A 17,897-nucleotide genomic window follows, 5' to 3' on the forward strand; every position below is an offset into this window, starting at 1 on the left:
CCACTGGGGGTGCAACCGGACAGGATATGAAGATGGTCAACGAGAACAAAAAAGCGAAATATGAAGCTCCGAAGCTTACTGTCTTTGGTTCAGTACGCAATCTTACCGGCGGAAGCGGAACGCGTTTCCGTGATGGTGCGGTTAACAACTCACGTTTCTGATTAGTCGCGTTTCGCTCTTGCTCGGGCGGTAAGTGTGATCGGCAAAGGCACCCACTGGGTGCCTTTTTCGTTTTCCGTCCAAGCCTTTAAGGCAAAAGCCTTATTCGCAGGATCTGCGTTCAAAATCGCAAACAGTAGACCGCTAAGGCCGGGTCCCAATATGGCCGTGGCTCGCGGATACAAACGCAGGACGAAGCGCAACGCGTCGGCCCATCGTTGTGGCCTGAGCACATGAGATTGAGAGATTTCTGCCTGGTGATTTCTTGCCTCGACTGACATCGTCCAAGGGCTAACAAACGGGTCCGTTTGTTAGCCTACGAATCAGTCGATCGAAGGAAAAAATGATTCGCGAACTCCACCATTGTGATCGACGCAAGTTTACCATGATGGTCATGACAAACACTTTCTCGATCTTTCTCAGCGCCCACATATTGAATTATAACCGGTGATGTCCGGTCTACGCTTGGTTCTACCTCTTACTTGCCGCTAAGTCATTTTGACGATGGAATGGCTACCTGAATGTGCACGGGCCCAGCGCCCTTTACAAACCGAACCTTATGATAGGTGGGTTTCGCCAGAAGGCATCTGCATGGCCGAATTCCATCGATCAGACGCGGCTTTCCTCATCCGTTTTCCTGCTCAAGGCGATTTCTCGCTGACGCCCAATAGTGCAGACGATACGTTCGAGGTTCGTGGATGGCCAACGGAAGAATGTGACGAAGCAACGATCACAAACCTTTATCACAACGCTATCGAACCAATTCTGGGCAATCATTGTGGGGGACTTTTCCTCCACGGCAGCGCGGTTCTCATCCCTGATGCATTCGACAGGGTGGCGCGAAACGCGGTCGCGTTCTTAGGTTTATCGCGCGGTGGCAAAACAACACTTGCAGGATCATTCGCAAAAGCTGGTTACCCCTTTCTGACTGAAGACGTGATCGATCTGAAGCTAAAGGACGGGCAATATTGGCTTCAGCCCAAACGTTCAAAGTTGAGGCTGTTTGCAGACAGCGCGCAGTTTTTGTTCGGGCAAGATGCTTCAATCGAAGATACAGACTTGAAACAAGATGTGGAGGCAGCAAGCTCCTTACCCTTCGCCGATCAGCCAGCGCCCTTGCGACAAATCTACTTGCTTGGGACCGATCACGCCGCACCGCTCTCAATCCGGCAACACTCTCTTCAAGAGGCACTGAGTGCACTTATGCCGCATGCTTTCATCTTAGATGTTGAGGACAGGGAGCGCCTTCAAAGTCACTTCGCGCGACTTGCTGATTTGTCGCAAGACATCGAATGTTACTCGCTTGACTTTACGCGGGACTACGCGGAATTGCCGCGAGTGCGCGACGCCGTGATTGAGACACTTTGCGGTAGCCGAGCGGATTGAAAAGTGACAACGGGGAAAAGCATGAATCTCGACGAACGCTATTCGGTTTCCAGTGATGTTGTCGCCCGTGAAGTGGGCGGGGAAGTGGTATTGCTCGATCTGGCAAGCGGACAGTATTTCGGACTTGATCCGGTTGGCGGACGGGTTTGGGAATTGCTTTCGGAACAGCCACTAAGCCTAACTGAAATCTGCGATTGTATCGAAGCTGAGTTTGATGCGCCGCGCGAACGGATCGAGCAAGACTTGCTTGCCTTGGCAGCACAGCTTCAGGAACAAGAACTGGTTGAGAAAGAGGTCGCCTAGCCTGCCTGTCGACTGACTTCGGTCAGCCCATTCTCGTCTAGTTCTAGCACGCGATCAGCCAGAGCCATGCTCGCCGAGCGGTGCGTAATGATTATCACAGTGTGACCTTTCAGTGTTGAAACGCAGCTTTCGACAAAGGCCGCTTCGCTTTCCAAATCATACATGCTGGTTGCCTCATCCAATATGTAAATTGGAGGGGCTCGGTAAAGCGCGCGGGCAAGTGCAAGGCGTTGGCGTTGTCCCCCCGATAGGCGGATTCCATGATCGCCAATTTCCGTTTCGACGCCTTCTGGAAGCGCATCAATGAACTCGTAGGCTTGAGCCAGCCGCGCCGCATTCCTGACGGCGTCCGGCGAATCGTCGGCCGGCTGCCCAAAAGCGATGTTGTCGGCAATAGTGCCATTGAACAACAATGGACGCTGGGGCACGTAACCGAACTGCTGGCGCAAATCTTGGATGTTTAAGTCCGAGATGTTGGTTTGGTCTAAACTGATGGTGCCCGACTGTGGTTCGTAAAACCGCAGTAGAAGGCGAACTAGCGTTGATTTGCCAACGCCGTTTCCACCCGTAAGGGCAACAATCTCACCGGCGCGAATTTCCGTGCTCAATCCATTGAAAATCTGATTTCGCCCGGCGTAGCTAAAGCAAAGATCTTGGATCGCGATCTCCCCCTTCGCTCTTTTCAGGGCTTTTCCAGTGGCGTGGCCTTGCTCAGGCTCAAGTGCCAGCACGTTCTCTAGGCGGGCTACCGTTCCGCGGGCCATTTGATATGAGCCATACATCGCCGCCAGACTTCCAACAGGCCGAGTAAGGAGTGCGGCGTAAAGTAAGAATGCGAAAAGCTCTGCAACGGTGCGCTCCCCGCTGCTCAAAGCTTCGCTACCAAAAACCAGAACTGCGATGGCCGCGATTGCCGCTACGAAGGCCATAGTGGGCCCCACAAACGCGTTAAGCTGGGCTAGTCGTGCGCCCAGTCTGAGAGAAGTCTCTGCCGCATTGGCAAAATTGGTTCGGTGGTAGTCTTCAACAGCAAAAGCCTTGATGGCAGGGAGTAATTCCAAATCACGCTCGGCGATCGTAGTTAGGTTGGCTTCAGCCGCACGAACCTCTCCAGACAATAGCCGCAGTCGCCTGCCTGCTATCCGTGCCATGATGGTAAAAAACGGGATCACAATCGGAATGACTATGGCCATCACCGGGTCGATCCAAAACAGGATAATGACCGCGCCTATCACTGTCATAATCATCGCTGGTGCATTTGCGATCGTGCTCGCGAGAAAGTCGCTGAGACTTCCGACTTCGTAAGAAGTGAGCGCGAGTATATCGCCATTCTTTGATGCATCGTGAAAGCTCAACCGCATCAATTGAACGTGATTGTAGATGCGTTTTCGCAACTCGGTCAAAATGCGAAGTGATGCACGCTCAGACAGGATGGCCGCCGCGATATTGAGGATCGTCAAGAGCAGTAAGGCCAGCACTAGGAGCGAAATTGTTTGTCCGATTTCCGGGGTGAAGGCGCCACCCGATCCTTTCGATACTAGTCCGCCCAAGAGCTGGGCGGCGAGCCAAGGGACAGCAAGGGTCGCGAAGGAGCTGAGGCCAGTTAGCCCGCCAATTAGTAGGAGTTGCCAGCGAAAGCGCTTCGCCCATTCAGCCCAGAATCTCCAGCTCATTTCGTAACCGTCCTTCGCAAGATTCGGCCTGTTGTCTCCAGGATCATCCGTCCCTGGAGCGCAATTGTCGGCCATCTTTGGGCGGTCGGATACTTTTCAAGCAGATGCCCCCTTGGCGGGAACATGCGTGAGCCAAGCAAGTGGGCTTTTGCCTCGAAACCATCTGACTTGCGTAGATCTAGCCAAAACTGACTAAGTCCATCAAGGTCAGAAAAATAGGCAACGATGTCTGGATCAAGCCTGCCGCCCTCCAAGGTTGCCATTTCGGCTTCTGGCAATGACGTGCCAAGATCGCGTTGTGCGCCCCTTAGGGCCTCGGCCACCAACGGGCCAACTCCATTTTTGTCGCAGTGATTGGTAAGCTGCAGCCAGTCAGAGTTAGTCATGACTGAAGTCATTAAGTCGAAATCAATCGACCAAATCAGCCGCCGCATGCCAGAAAGCCTTGCATGCTCGGCATCGTAACCGTGAACCTCGTGCCATTTCTGATTGATCGCACCATGGACTATCATCCACGCCCAGTCTGGTCGGAAAGCAGAAGAATGGAAGGCAGGCAGCGCTTGCTTGTCATCGAAAAAAGCATCCAATGGTAAAACTGATTGCAATACGGCACGCTCTGAAGGTTCCCAATGCAGGTCCACCGCGTGAGCGAAATAGCCTGCGGCATCATGCAGCCACCCTTCCTGAAAGTTCAATCCATGCGGATCAGGCTTTCGGTACCAGCCGAGTTCTTTAAGAATTGAGCGCGCCTGCTCTCTGTCTTCCGGCCTGATCAGCAAGTCCGTATCGCCGCGCCGTCTGGTCGCTGGATCATCGTGTAGAGAATAGGCAAGGGCTGTCCCCTTCATCACCACATTTTCAATTTTGGTCTCTTGCAGAGCATCGAGCAGATCGTTCAGGACTTGTTTGTGTGTGGCCTCCCACAGCACCATCAAGCGTGCCTCTTCGGCAACGCGGTTGAGCAGGTCTTTGGGCCAATTCTTTAGATGCTGAACGCCTTTTTGGAGAATTAGCGGTAGCCCATGAAGCTCGATGCGGGTCCAAACGTCGGTCCAAGCAATCGAATTATCAAATGGCCATGCGACCGCGCCTTCATCACGGAGCACACGCACAGCGCCAGCCAAAAAACCGTCAATGTTGGATGTTCCGGTCATTGATATCAGCCGTGGCTCGGTCGCGCTTTCTTTAAGCAGTTCGATTTCAAAGGGGCTTGGCACCGTCTGCCTAGCTTAATGAGGCAATTGGGCCTGTTTGACCAGCTTGTCGCGAATTTGGCACGAGGAGTGTCAGAATAGTTGTTGACCCCTAGAATGGCGCCTGCGATGCGATTTTCCTTCCCGTAGAGCGCTTACCAAAGGTGCAAGACATTGGCGCAACCACGCAAGGGTATCATCCTCGCCGGAGGGTCCGGTACGCGGCTTTATCCGCTAACCCGCGGTGTGTCCAAGCAGCTGATGCCGATCTTTGATAAGCCGATGATCTACTATCCGCTTAGCACCTTGATGCTGGCCGGAATCCGGGACATCTTGGTCATCACGACGCCAGAAGACGCGCAGCAGTTCCAGCGTGTTTTGGGCGATGGCTCCGACTTTGGCGTCAATCTGAGTTATGCTGAGCAGCCCAAGCCAGAGGGGCTGGCACAAGCATTTCATATCGGAGCTGATTTCGTTGCCGGTTGTCCAAGTGCTCTTATTTTGGGTGACAACATCTTTTATGGTCACGGTTTGCCCGACCTGCTGAACAATGCAAGTAAGCGAGACCATGGAGCGAGCATCTTTGCATATCGCGTTACCGATCCTGAGGTGTTTGGCGTTGTCGAGTTCGATGAAGCCGGCACTGCGGTGTCGATCGAAGAGAAACCAGCCAAGCCGAAGTCCAACTACGCCGTAACTGGCCTTTATTTTTACGATGACACGGTTGTGGATCGCGCGCGCGATCTTCGTTCATCATCGCGCGGAGAGCTGGAGATAACGGACCTCAATCGGCTCTACCTTGAAGAAGGTGCCCTGTCGGTTGAGATAATGGGGCGAGGCTTCGCATGGTTGGACACCGGTACACATGCCTCATTGTTAGACGCTGCTACCTATGTGCGCATCACTGAAGAACGCCAGGGTCTTAAGATTGCATGTCCTGAGGAGATTGCTTGGCGGCAAGGATTTATCTCCGATGCGGAACTAGCGCGTATTGCGGAGCCGCTGCGCAAGTCGGGATACGGTGAGTATCTGATCGGCTTGCTCGAGAATTCAGTGATCTCATGAAGCTGGTCGAAACTGCCATATCTGGTCCATTGATTATTGAGCCGCGCGTGTTCGGGGACGACCGTGGTTTTTTCATGGAAAGCTGGAACGCTGCCGCTTTTTCTGAGGCTGGACTCGATCTCACCTTCGTTCAGGATAATCACAGCCGCTCGCAAAAAGGCGTATTGCGTGGGCTGCATTTTCAGAATCCCGGACCACAAGGCAAGCTGGTTCGCGTGACTCAAGGTGCGGTGTTCGATGTTGCGGTCGATTTGCGCAAGAACTCACCAAGCTTTGGCAAGTGGGTTGGTCTTGAACTTACTGCGCAAAATAAGCGTATGTTCTGGGTGCCAGAAGGCTTCGCGCATGGTTTTCTGACGCTCGAAGATAATACCGATTTCATCTACAAATGCACCGCGCCCTACGCCCCCAACAACGAGCGAACGCTGGCATGGGACGACCCGAGCATTGGGGTGGATTGGCCACTAGATTCCACCTCCCCGATAGTCTCCGAAAAGGACGGTGAAGGTGTTTCCTTGAACGAGGTCTTGGCATTCTGATGAGGGTCTTGATCACAGGAGCAGGCGGCCAATTGGGTGCAGCACTGCAGCAAACCGCGCCAGCCTTTGCGGAAATCAATGCAATCGATGTCGATGATGTTGATCTCACCGACGCCGCAATGCTCACGGCTCGCCTTGCAGTTGAAGCACCAGAGATCATCATTAACGCGGCTGCTTACACTGCGGTCGACAAGGCTGAATTCGAAGAGGAAATCGCTCGGGCGATAAATTCAGTTGCGGTCAAAATCATGGCGGAAGCGATGGCGAAGTCTGGCGGAAAACTGGTGCATATTTCGACTGATTTTGTCTTTGATGGGGCATCCCCGCGTGCTTACCGCACTGATGATGAGCGTGCTCCCACAAGCGCCTATGGTCGGACAAAGGCCGAAGGCGAAGATCACTTGCGCGCGTCAGATTTGTTGGTGCGAACTTCATGGGTGTATGCCGCAGGTGGTGCCAACTTTGTTCGCACGATCATCCGATTGATGAAAGAACGCGATGAGCTTGGCATTGTGGCGGATCAAATCGGTTCTCCGACCTGTGCGAAAGGCCTTGCCAGAGTGATCTGGGGTCTCGTGCAAGCGGAAGCCAGCGGCACATATCACCACAGCGATGCGGGGGTTGCTAGCTGGTATGATTTCGCCGTGGCTATTGCGGAGGAGGCGCATGCACTGGGCTTGATTGATAAAATCCCTGTCATCAAACCGATCACAACCGCAGATTATCCAACCCCCGCCAAGCGCCCCGCATTCTCGCTTTTGGATTGCTCAGCAACCCGTGAGAAGCTTGGCGACATGCCAGCTCATTGGCGCACCAATTTGCGTCTAATGCTGAAAGAGGAAGCGGCCCTTGGCTAATTTACTTATTACCGGCGGAGCTGGTTTTATTGGCGGCAACTTTGTGCATTTCTGGAATGCTAGACATCCTGATGATCATGTCATTGTCCTCGATGCTCTGACCTATGCAGGCAATCGATCTACTATCGCGAGCGCCCCGGCTGCCGAATTGATTGAAGGTGACATTCGTGATCAAGCCTTAGTGGAAAAGCTCTTGCGTGAACGCGAGATTCATACCGTTGTTCATTTTGCCGCTGAAAGCCATGTTGACCGGTCGATCAGCGGTCCAGATGCCTTTATTGATACAAATATCTTAGGGACAAACAGCTTACTAAAGGCGGCGCGAGCAGTTTGGCTCGATAAGAAAGAGCAGGAGCACCGCTTCCATCACATCTCAACTGATGAGGTGTATGGATCTTTGGGCAGGCTTGATCCAGCTTTCAGTGAAACCACACCCTACGCACCCAATTCGCCTTATTCAGCGTCAAAAGCCGCTTCGGACCATCTCGTCAGAGCCTATCACCATACCTATGGCCTCAATGTGACGACTACTAATTGTTCGAACAATTATGGGCCCTACCAATATCCCGAAAAATTGATCCCGTTGTTCTTTCTTAATGCGCTTTCGGGCAAGCCACTGCCAATTTATGGTGATGGTATGAATGTGCGCGATTGGTTGCATGTTGAGGATCACTGCTGCGGAATTGAGGCCTGCTTAGGACGGGGTGAGCCGGGCGAAACTTATAATATCGGTGGGGGCGCAGAGCTTCCCAACATGGATGTGATCGATGCAATCTGCCGTGAGGTTGATAGGGCGTTTGAAGAAGTAGATGGGTTGGTTGATCGCTACCCCGATGCACCTGCGGCAAAGGGGAAAAAGAGCGAGACACTCAAAACCTTTGTGCAAGATCGGGCAGGGCATGATCGCCGGTATGCGATTGATGAAACCAAAGCCCGCGCAGAGCTTGAATATTCGGCGCAGCGAGGGTTTGATGAGGGGCTGCGCCAGACCTTGCATTGGTATCTCGACAATGAGAATTGGTGGCGGCCGCTGCTTAAGGCCTGATGCCCAAGCCGCAGCCGCCAGTCTTGTCTAAGTCACTACCGCGGCAGCTGCATCAAGTCGTGCCTGCGCAAGTGCGCTGTCAAGGGCAATTTCATCAAGCACGGCTACTTTGGGGATCGTCCCTTGAGCCGAAGCGGAGTTGCGGCCGACGGTCAGTATCGTATCGCCATTTCTGTCTATTCCCGAAATTTCGACGACGACCTGCCCGGCTTGATGTAAAGCAGTGTAGAGGGCTCCTTCGGTGGTGATCGGAGTTCCATTAACGCTCGTTGTATAGGCAAGTGGAATGTTGCTTCCTTGCAAGTACTGAACCCCAGGATTGCTCGAGATAGCAAGGAAATAGCCTCTAGTGCTTGCGTCGTTCTTGGTGAAAGAAAGCACCAAGCAGAACGTCCCATCAACAATCGATTGGACTGCAGCAGTGGTCCCGTCAAACTCACCATTTGTGCCGGGCGCACGAAAACCGATTGACTGTGACTGATCGTTGCCATTTGTCGAGCGATCTAGCGATGTCCAAGGGGAGCCTCCGGCAAGCGCGTATTCGTGGTAAGAGCTTTGACCGCCCCCCGCATTTAACGCTGCAATCAAATCAGTTTCCGGATCGCCGCTTGACGGGACTCCACCCGTTCCACCTCCGCTCGTTACAAGGCTGGTGCCAGTACCACGCACAAGGCAGCCATCCACAGCGTTGATCAAGGCACCATCGACAAAGGCAGCTTCGTCATGGCCAGCGCCATAATTGCCTGGGCCTCCTGGCTTCAATTCGACTTGGACGTTGCTTGGCCAGGCACCACCGTCTTTAGTTAGCCGGACGACATCGGCACTCACAATGGCGGCAGTGAAGCCAGAACGATCATCGTCTATTTCGAACCCTGAAATAGCGCCGCCATTTAGCACAGCGAGAATCAGACCATCTGGACCACCGAACGTTACATCAATGGAGTTGTTATCCGTATCAATGAATTCTGCGCTTACCGCTTCAACTGGCCCGGCATAGCCGCCAGTTAGACCCAACATTGGCTTAACAGATTGCATGACAGTTTCTGCAACGAACGCTGACCCGTAACGCTCAGCAGGGGCGGGGTGGGTGAACACGTCCTGTTCGAGCCGATGCACATCCAAACACGCACCGAGCGTGTATGCATACGTCGCCTCATTGTCTCTTAGGTTTTGCCGTGTGAGATGCTCCTGGCGGGTGTCTTCCTGTGTTCCAGGGTTGCTAGTAGCTGTACTGCTGACAATCCGGTTGGGCTCCAATTGAAGGAATGGGAAAATCGGATGAATTGCGTTGCCCGAATAGGGATAGTCATCAACCACGGGCACTTGCGCCGTTGCTGTTCCGTCCAACATTGGCGGAAGGAAAGCGGGCGCATAGTCGACAATGGAGCCGCTGGAATGCCAGAATTGCGCCCAACATGTGATGACCGCTCGATCTTCATCGTCTCTGCCCATCAACAAGTCGGTAATCGCATAAACATCTGACATATCACGATTGTCTGGCGATGTGGGCTGTGGGGATGGTTCGTCGGCGAGAGTGTCGGCGATAGATGTCCCCGAAACGGAGGTGTCGATCAAAATGATCGGCCAGCTTGTGGGCAAATCTTCAGCAAAACGATTGGCTGCTGCGATGAAACCATTGCCCAAAATGCCTGGCTTCTCTGACGCCCGAAATAGAGCGGGTTTTTGCACGCTCGCAGTGGCCACCCGGCTGCGCGCTGCAACAAATGTTCGCTCTCCTACCGTTGGTTCGAAAGTAAGGTCGGACGAGGCTCCATCAAGTTCATCGAGGCCGATGCCGAACGTGAAGTCACATTGGCTTTGACCATTCACCAAGATGCCTGGTCCAACGACAATGTCTGAGTTCAATTCGCACTCATCGCTTCCTTCTACCCTAAACCGGGCATGATAAACGCCGGGCGCGAGACTGATCGCTACCTCAACATCTCCTTCGTCTACGGCTACGCCAAGCACGGACCAATTAGTCTGCACGAGGCCGTTTTGGTCAAGGATCAGCGCTTCGATCGAAGAACCAGGAACCTGCCCTGCCATAGACAAGGTGACGCGAAGATCGCCTTGCATGGTAGCCTGATAGACTGGGACCAGAGCCGGATCTTTGGCATTCTTCACGCGCAAAAACTTGGACGCGGACTGCCTGCGGGCTGTGGAGCCAGGTAGTAGAGTCCCAAATTGTGAAAGGTTCGCAGTGTAGGCTGTCTGCTCAGAGAGATTTGTTCGAGGTGCTAGGTCGAGGGCATCGTTGGTGACCAAGGGGAACCAGGTTCTCACAGAGTTTGGCCAGATGGCCAACGGATCTGACCCGATGGCGAAATCAATCCACTCGGCGTTGGATCCTGGGGTATCTAGGAACAGCACCCCCCCACATTCTCCTCGAGCATAGCCAGTGTTTCCGAACAGATCAGAATTGTCCTGCGGAAACTGGTTCGGTCTGAAAATTCCGATGCCAAGGTCTCGGGCAAAAGTACCAAGACCACTCCACGAAGCTGGCAGTGGCGAACTGGGTCCGGCCAAGACAGCACCTGATGCGAGGTCAATGACATCAACTGAAATCGCACCGGAGGTAACTCGCGGAGCAACGATAAGCCAATCCGAGAACTGTTCTGGAACGGCGTTTGAATAGATATCAATCGAGCCATTCTCTGCTGCGCCTTGCAGAAAAAGGCGAAACTTTCCGATATTGGCGATATTCGAATTGTCTGCGCCAGTGACAAAACTCAGTCGCAATTGGTTCGCGGCTGACGTGCTCGCGGCGCTGCGATCAGTGCCGAGAATTATGGGAGAGCGTCGAAGCCCATTGTACACATCACGTGGGACCTTCCAGATGATTCCAATCGCTCCTTCATTAGCGAGCATCGGGTAGTCGCCCGCGCTCTGTTTGCGCAAGAGATCATTGGAGCCAGGGATCGCGAAGCCCCCATTAACCCCAGCAGAGTTCTCGCCATTTTCGGGAGGGAAGCGGACGGAAGCGAATTTCAATCCGTCTTGGGTTGGAGGTGCAACAAAGGTTGGAGCCGTATAGCTGGGCGCTCGTGCCGTGCCTAAACCAATCGCCCCCACTGGTTCAAAAGCACCGCGTGCTTTTCCTGCACCGTCGAAAGGGACGACCGGCGCCGTTGGATTGGCGAGAAGCTCCCCAGCCGCTGAAAAGTCACCGGCGATAGCATTCGCATATTTGCTTGCAATGCCCCCTGCTGCGATAGTGTTGTCCGCAAAAGCAGGAATGATCGCACCTGCATCAAGAATATTCGATGCTATCGTCAGATCAGCATCAGGCGAACCCGAGCTCGACCATTGTATGCCAGCGATCGCGTTGTTGGCGATTAGGCAATAGCTATCGGGGTCATAGTCCGACTGAACCCGCAGCGTAGCTGCTTGGGTTGTCGACGAAATATGAGCGATCACGACGTGGCTATGCGCTCCCTCAAGCTGGCTCAAATTCAGGTCGGGCTGGTTGTCGAAGGCATCATTCACAAAGAAGAAATCGCGGGCACCACCATCAGCGGTAACGAAAATGCTCTGCCCTTTGAATCGTGTGGTTGTGTTGCCGTATGAAATGACGTTCTCGGCCGGGCCAGATTGGTTCTGCGAATACCAGTCGGTATGGAGGTCAAAATATGTGACCAATGTGGTCGAGCTTGAGACATCAATGTCCGTTACCGCTGCGCCTTTCTGGTCAGCTATCGAAAGTGCTGAAGCGCGCCGTGTATTGTCGAGGACAGCTGCGCTCCAATCTGTCAATCCATTGAGCCAGTCAGCGACATCTTGGACGGTATACCCGTCCCCTTCACTACCTGTGAAATAGGTTTCACCTGAGCCAACATTAAATGTGCTGATGGGAACGGCGGAGACACTGGCGGTGATAGTCCTTCCGTTCGTATCGTTGCCGCCAGAAATTGAGATTGTGGCCTCAGCAGGACCCGCAATAGAGAGCGCAGGGGTGTCCTGTTGCCAAGGCTCAGCACTCGACCAATCGTCGACACGATTGCCAACAATGCACAATGCGTCGGTCGCCACGTCGCCATAACCTTGTTGCATCACACAAGCGCGGACCAGAGGAGAGAAAATTCCAGGTTCTTTCACATTGCTAAACGAACACTCTGTCCACCAAGCGCCGTTGCGAGCAATCCATGGCAACGGGCGAGAGCCTTTGCGCCAATACTCGCTTCGGCCATTGCCAGTGATCGTGAAGTTTACACGGTCAAACCAAGGCAGTTCGCCTAGCTGTTCGTCCACTATTTGAGAAACGTAGCGCATATCAAACGTGATGTTGCCACCATGGAAGTGGAGCCCATCATATCGAGGGCGCATCGTCGCGGCGACATCATTGGAATAGCTTGGGTTGCCAAACATGACGGGGACTGTGGCTTGGATCAGGCATCGACCTTTGCCGCCGTCATAGGCCATGCCTGATTGAGGCAGACCGTAATACCCGCTGGGGTGCGGTTCTGTAATCTCGATACGAGGTCGCTGAGCAGCTTCACCCCTTAAATACTCAAGCGCCGACGTTACGGTATGGTAATTGGTCGCCGAGACCGGTTGCGATGGCGTGACTGACACCTCGTAGTCATGCATCTGGTCGACGGGTGAGAAGCGGTAGGGGCCGATGACCCGAGGCTGCATTGTCAGGTCTGTTGGGAACGCCTCAATATAAAGCTCGGCATCACCGCTTTGATAGCTCGGTTTGCGCAATTCAACCCAATATCCCAGGCAGTCATAACGCGATCCATCAGATCTTTGGAGGGAACGAATTGACGGGCCAAATAGATCGACTGCATTGCCTTCAAAATGGAATCGAACTTTTTCAATACCATCGATTAGCGTGCCATCATTGTTTGCCAACGCGAGCGCGCCAACAACCATACTTTCACTAAAGGATTGATTGGGTGGTTCTAGAAGGCGCAGCGCGGGCTTGGCTGTCGTGCGCAGGGGATCGGTTGGCACATGGGTGAATCCACTGCCCTCGGTTCCGTCCCAGAGTACACCTGGTAAAAGTTGCGCCAGTGCTGGCGCAACATAGCCGCCACCTAGCAATTGAGGCCTCTTGCGGGCGACCCCATGACCCAGTCCGCGGCGCCCCATTAAACCATTCCGACGATGTCGAAGGCGGTTGTGCCGGTTTCACGGACAGCACGAACCCGAACATCGAGGATGCTGCCGCCGATAACATTACGAAAGGTTACGTCGGTCCCCGATCCAATGGGCCGAACCACGATGTCGCCGCCCGAGCCCACATAGATTGCTTTGGTAGCTTTGCTCAGTTCTTGAGTATCGTTGGGCGCAATCGCAAAACAATCGGCTGATGGGGCAATGAGACTGTTGGCACTGTTTTCAAATGGATCTTCGAACATTGAGCTTTCCTTTATTGAGAACAAAAGAAGAACTCGCTTATTGAGATTTGGTGCTGTAGGAAAATGGTTTTGAGTGTCTCTCAGTTTTGAATGGGCAATTACCCTGCTCTTGCACGCGGGGTTAGGCGGCCTATACCTGCCGCTATGGCAACACCGTCTCTCCAGTCACCGACAGGTCTCTCGCGGCCCCATGTCCGGGTCATGCCAAGCGATGTTGGCACAAGCGCGATCATGTACATTTTGCCGGCTTTGATCCTCTTCTATGCGGTCCTTTTGCCGTCGGAGGTTCGAATAGTTCTGGCTGAGCAAAATCTCTATCCGACACGGCTGGCCGCTTTTCTCATCAGCCCTTGGTTACTCTCTCGGATCATCCGCCGAGAGGTCAACTGGACATGGTCGGATGCTGTATTTCTCTTTGGTGTGTTTTGGATGGTACTGGCGTTTATGGTCTATTATGGACCGACAGTCGGTATCAGACGCGGCGGTATTCTGGCGTTCGATGTCTTGATGCCATTTCTTGCCGGACGCACCTGTTTCAGAAATTCTCAGGATCTACGCCGCTTTCTCATTCTTGCGGCACCAGGGTTGCTGGCGGCCGGCTCGACACTTTTGATGGAAGTCTTGGCTGCGAGGCCGCTGGTGCGTCCAGCGGCGGCTAGCATCTTTGGCAATCTATCGGCGTATGAAGGCGGCAATGCTGTCGGCGTTCGTGAGGTGTTTATCGACCGGCGTTTGGGTATCTTGCGCGCGACCGGCCCATTCCCGCACCCAATTCTTGCCGGGATCCTGTTGGCTTGCTTCATGCCGCTATATTTCATGTCGGGGATTAGGCGTTGGCCATATTTTGTGGGTCTCCTTGCTTCAGCTTTCGCCGTATTTTCAGCAAGCTCAGCAGCATTTCTTGCCCTTCTTATTGGAGCCATGCTTATTGGAGTAGACTGGTTTCAGCGCCGGGTGGAGTTCCTATCGTGGAAGATAATCCTACCCTTCTTGGGGCTCGCGATGCTGGTGCTGCATTTCATCACTGAGCGGGGTTTAATTGTTTTCCTGTCAAGCTTCACACTGAATCCGCAGACATCCGCATTCCGGCGCATCATCTGGGAGTATGGAACATTATCGGTGGAGCGAAACCCGTGGTTCGGCATCGGCTTTTCAGAGTATGAACGGCCAGTTTGGATGTTGACTTCTAGCGTCGACAATCATTGGCTGCTGCTAGCGATGCGATTTGGGCTCGTTCCGGCGATCACGACGATCGTGGTCGCCATTGCCGGCGTGTTGTTGCTGTCAGCTTCAGCCGCCAAGGTACGCGAAGAGGAGCGGCGATTGCGCGTGGGTCTGGCAATTACCCTCTTTAGCGTGATTTTGCTGGGCTTCTCAGTCGCATTTTTTGGCGGTGCGATTTATTGGTTCTACATGCTTTTCGCAGTGGCCATTTCGATTGCGATTGCTCCTACAGCATCGCCAGCAATCAAAGTCCGTTTGCCAATTGCGACACATGGCGAGGATGCTGCTGCGCACCTCAGGCCTTCTTTGAGCCGCAGATAGTTCTGGCATTCTCATGAGTGTCGGTCGGGACAGTATTTACAACGTAGCTGGGGCTCTCACGCCGCTGGTTCTCGCGCTCGTTACGATCCCGCTCTATCTCGCGCAAATCGGGACAGAACGTTACGGTGCACTTGCAATTGCCTGGTTGATTCTAGGCTATTTTGGCTTGTTCGACCTTGGGCTAGGGCGCGCGACGGCTCAGAGAATTGCGAAGCTGCATGCTAGCAGTGGAGAACATCGAGCACGTGTCTTTTGGACTGCAGCGGCAGTCAATATCGGCATTGGCATCGTTGGAGGAGCGCTACTTTACGCTGGCGCGTACTACTTCTTTGCGAACCAGTTTCAGGCTGACCCTGCCTTAATCAGCGAGGCCTTGGACGCGGTTCCTTTTCTTGCCGTCGCAGTACCGATCGCGACCCTGACTGGAGTTGCGTCGGGTGCGTTGCAGGGTCGTAAAAGGTTCCTCGATGTTAATGTCTCTACAGTCATTGGTGCATGTCTGTTTCAGTTGTTTCCTTTGGCAATCGCCTATGGAATTGGACCTGAACTGAAAGGATTGATTATTGCCGCGATTGTAGCGCGTGTAATTGGGCTTGGCGTGTTCTTGCAGCGGGTTCACGTTGGACTACTGCGAGGCACGGGAGTGCGCTTTGATCGCAGCGAGTGGATTGCGCTCCTTAAATTTGGTGGCTGGGTAACGATAGTATCCATAGTTAGTCCGCTGCTAGTAGTCATCGACCGCTTCTTTATCGGAGCACTAATCTCAGCAGCTGCGGTCGCAATTTACACGGTCCCATTTGAGATAGTTCAGCGTGTTTCGTTATTGCCACGATCTCTAGCAATGGCTTTATTTCCGCGAATGGCAGAAGCCAATGAGCAACGCGGAGCTGAGCTTGCAAATCGTTCACTGAAAGTAGTCAATGTCCTTGTGACACCGCTAATCATTGGCGCGATATTTCTTATTCAGCCCTTCTTAGCGCTTTGGATCGGTGGTGATATCGCAATTCAAGCTGGGCCAATCGCGATCATTCTGCTTATAGGTTACTGGGCTAATTCCTTTGGTATAATACCTTACAGCCGATTACAGGCGGCTGGCAGGCCACATGTGGTAACACTTGTTTTACTTGCACAATTACCGTTCTACGTCAGCGGTATGTACTGGGTGATCACTAGTATTGGCTTAGTCGGGGCTGCAATAGTCTTTTCGATTAGAACAGCGATTGACTTCCTAATTCTGCAGCGTTTCTCATCTGGGTCATGGCTTATTAGCCCAATTCTTGTCATCTCGGCAGTACTTGTTGGTTCGGCAGCAGCTGCCAACCTTCTGATTCCAATATTTTCAATAGTTTGGTGGCTGGTGGCACTGACGACCGTGGCTGCTTTCACGGTGATCTTCGCGCATCGTATTCCTTCAGAGCTTGAGCCTATGGCAAACCGGTTTCTGCCAATGAGTATTGGCAGAAACCTCAGATATCTCTAGTTGCGCGGGCTGATGTCAAATTCACTAATCCGCAAGATCAAGGGAAAACTGCTGGGAAAGGCTCCGCCCAGAATTTTGAAGGACGCCTACCCTAAGGCTAATATTGGTGACCATAGTTATGGTGGGTTGCAAATCGTCAGCTTTGGCGATGACACAAGTTACTCGATTGGTAAGTACTGCTCACTAGCGGCTGACGTGAAGCTGATGCTAGGCGGAGGTCATCGGTTGGATTGGGTTACCACTTACCCATTTTCCGAAATCGATCCTGCCTTCGCAAACATCAAAGGTCACCCTTCTTCCAAAGGTGACATTAGAATCGGCAACGACGTTTGGATTGGGCGAGAAGTGATGATTATGTCTGGTGTGACGATTGGGGATGGCGCCGTTGTAGCTGCGCGGTCCTTAGTCACCAAAGACGTACCAGCCTACTCTGTCGTTGGTGGTCAGCCCGCAAGTCATATTCGGGCACGTTTCTCGTCGGACATCGTCGATCGATTGTTGGCCTTGCAATGGTGGAACTGGTCTGACGAACGCGTTCGCAAAGCAGTTCCTTTGATGCTTCAGGAAGACATCGCCAAGTTCTTGGACGCCGCCGAAGCAGGCGAATGCTAAGCGATCTTTTGCGCAACGATTATGTATTGTCGGTCCGTAAAGCTATTGAGCAGTCCCAAAGTGAGCTTGCGGAAAAGCCCGATCTTGTTCCCTCCAGATGGTGAAGGAGCGATGGTCCGGATATCGAGACCAGTCTGTTTTACTAAATCAATGGCCGTGCTCCTGACAAAGAAGCGCAGATGCGTTCGATCCAAAATGCCCGCTTCTTGGTAGTCCCATCGATTCCTAAGCAAAAGTGGGATCAAAGCTTTGTAGTTCCGCACATTTGGCAGGCTGACGATCAGATAGCCGCCATCCTCAATTGCATCGGCCAGTCTCTTCGCAGTGCTCCAAGGATCCACTAGGTGCTCAAGGATGTCCAGTGCCAGTATCATCCTGAATTTGCCCTGCTCCGCAACTATCTGTTCAATCAAACCTTCATCTTCGAGGTTAGCCTGGTAGGAAAAATCAAGATTTGTTGGCGACGTTGAGTTTTCGATCAAGTCGGCAACTCCGACATAATCCACTTTACCAATCGACCGAATGTATGCCGCAGTCGCCCCTATACCGCCGCCAAAATCGAGCAATTTGCCCCCTGTGTCAGGAACATAGGGTACAACATCAGTGCGCACATGATCGTGATACTCTGATCGGAAGTCTTTGGTTGGTAGTGTTCTCATTTCAGAGGACTTTTC

Annotated in this window: 15 protein-coding genes; 10 read left to right on the forward strand and 5 right to left on the reverse strand. The window is 53.0% G+C overall.

Annotated features, from left to right (window positions below):
• The first annotated feature begins 32 nt into the window (after nucleotides 1-32).
• From AC0V6N_RS15115 to AC0V6N_RS15125, 3 genes are all read left to right on the forward strand, one after another.
• Entirely contained in the window at nucleotides 33-161 is a 129-nt protein-coding gene (locus AC0V6N_RS15115; protein WP_486172512.1) for a lasso RiPP family leader peptide-containing protein, read from the forward strand.
• 589 nt (nucleotides 162-750) lie between these two features.
• On the forward strand, nucleotides 751-1,545 hold the full coding sequence (locus AC0V6N_RS15120; RefSeq protein WP_486172365.1) for a hypothetical protein: 795 nt from the start codon (nucleotides 751-753) through the stop codon (nucleotides 1,543-1,545).
• A gap of 21 nt (nucleotides 1,546-1,566) precedes the next feature.
• Complete coding sequence (locus tag AC0V6N_RS15125) at nucleotides 1,567-1,848, forward strand: PqqD family protein (RefSeq protein ID WP_486172366.1); 282 nt, start codon at nucleotides 1,567-1,569, stop codon at nucleotides 1,846-1,848.
• Here the strand turns inward: AC0V6N_RS15125 and AC0V6N_RS15130 are convergent.
• A complete protein-coding gene (locus AC0V6N_RS15130) occupies nucleotides 1,845-3,521 on the reverse strand; it encodes an ABC transporter ATP-binding protein (RefSeq protein ID WP_486172367.1) in 1,677 nt (558 codons plus the stop codon). The two genes, AC0V6N_RS15125 and AC0V6N_RS15130, sit on opposite strands and share 4 nt — an antisense overlap.
• Nucleotides 3,518-4,675 carry a nucleotidyltransferase family protein gene (locus tag AC0V6N_RS15135; protein ID WP_486172368.1) on the reverse strand — a complete coding sequence of 386 codons (1,158 nt, stop codon included), beginning with the start codon at nucleotides 4,673-4,675 and terminating at the stop codon, nucleotides 3,518-3,520. The genes AC0V6N_RS15130 and AC0V6N_RS15135 overlap by 4 nt, the downstream gene beginning before the upstream one ends.
• 213 nt (nucleotides 4,676-4,888) lie before the next feature.
• Here AC0V6N_RS15135 and rfbA point away from each other — a divergent pair, with 213 nt between their 5' ends.
• The 4 genes from rfbA to rfbB are packed head-to-tail and all read left to right on the forward strand — an operon-like array spanning nucleotide 4,889 to nucleotide 8,220.
• A complete protein-coding gene (gene rfbA / locus AC0V6N_RS15140) occupies nucleotides 4,889-5,779 on the forward strand; it encodes a glucose-1-phosphate thymidylyltransferase RfbA (RefSeq protein ID WP_486172369.1) in 891 nt (296 codons plus the stop codon).
• Entirely contained in the window at nucleotides 5,776-6,318 is a 543-nt protein-coding gene (gene rfbC / locus AC0V6N_RS15145; protein ID WP_486172370.1) for a dTDP-4-dehydrorhamnose 3,5-epimerase, read from the forward strand. The genes rfbA and rfbC overlap by 4 nt, the downstream gene beginning before the upstream one ends.
• Entirely contained in the window at nucleotides 6,318-7,175 is an 858-nt protein-coding gene (gene rfbD, locus AC0V6N_RS15150) for a dTDP-4-dehydrorhamnose reductase (RefSeq protein ID WP_486172371.1), read from the forward strand. The genes rfbC and rfbD overlap by 1 nt, the downstream gene beginning before the upstream one ends.
• Complete coding sequence (rfbB, locus tag AC0V6N_RS15155) at nucleotides 7,168-8,220, forward strand: dTDP-glucose 4,6-dehydratase (RefSeq protein ID WP_486172372.1); 1,053 nt, start codon at nucleotides 7,168-7,170, stop codon at nucleotides 8,218-8,220. The genes rfbD and rfbB overlap by 8 nt, the downstream gene beginning before the upstream one ends.
• A 27-nt stretch (nucleotides 8,221-8,247) precedes the next feature.
• Here rfbB and AC0V6N_RS15160 read toward each other — a convergent pair whose 3' ends face one another.
• Both AC0V6N_RS15160 and AC0V6N_RS15165 read right to left on the reverse strand, forming a co-directional pair.
• Nucleotides 8,248-13,317 carry a hypothetical protein gene (locus tag AC0V6N_RS15160; RefSeq protein WP_486172373.1) on the reverse strand — a complete coding sequence of 1,690 codons (5,070 nt, stop codon included), beginning with the start codon at nucleotides 13,315-13,317 and terminating at the stop codon, nucleotides 8,248-8,250.
• A complete protein-coding gene (locus tag AC0V6N_RS15165; RefSeq protein ID WP_486172374.1) occupies nucleotides 13,317-13,586 on the reverse strand; it encodes a spike base protein, RCAP_Rcc01079 family in 270 nt (89 codons plus the stop codon). The genes AC0V6N_RS15160 and AC0V6N_RS15165 overlap by 1 nt, the downstream gene beginning before the upstream one ends.
• Before the next feature lie 240 nt (nucleotides 13,587-13,826).
• Between AC0V6N_RS15165 and AC0V6N_RS15170 the strand changes: the two genes are divergently transcribed.
• Genes AC0V6N_RS15170 through AC0V6N_RS15180 form a run of 3 tightly spaced genes read left to right on the forward strand, consistent with a single transcriptional unit; the run spans nucleotide 13,827 to nucleotide 17,223 of the window.
• Nucleotides 13,827-15,131 carry an O-antigen ligase family protein gene (locus AC0V6N_RS15170; RefSeq protein ID WP_486172375.1) on the forward strand — a complete coding sequence of 435 codons (1,305 nt, stop codon included), beginning with the start codon at nucleotides 13,827-13,829 and terminating at the stop codon, nucleotides 15,129-15,131.
• Nucleotides 15,132-15,144: 13 nt separating this feature from the next.
• On the forward strand, nucleotides 15,145-16,611 hold the full coding sequence (locus AC0V6N_RS15175; RefSeq protein WP_486172376.1) for a flippase: 1,467 nt from the start codon (nucleotides 15,145-15,147) through the stop codon (nucleotides 16,609-16,611).
• Between the two features lie 12 nt (nucleotides 16,612-16,623).
• A complete protein-coding gene (locus tag AC0V6N_RS15180) occupies nucleotides 16,624-17,223 on the forward strand; it encodes a CatB-related O-acetyltransferase (protein WP_486172377.1) in 600 nt (199 codons plus the stop codon).
• Here AC0V6N_RS15180 and AC0V6N_RS15185 read toward each other — a convergent pair.
• Nucleotides 17,220-17,882 (reverse strand): class I SAM-dependent methyltransferase, encoded by a 663-nt coding sequence (locus AC0V6N_RS15185; protein ID WP_486172378.1) that lies wholly within the window; start codon nucleotides 17,880-17,882, stop codon nucleotides 17,220-17,222. The two genes, AC0V6N_RS15180 and AC0V6N_RS15185, sit on opposite strands and share 4 nt — an antisense overlap.
• Nucleotides 17,883-17,897 lie beyond the last annotated feature (15 nt).

Source organism: Erythrobacter sp. S57(2025) (genome assembly GCF_057365055.1).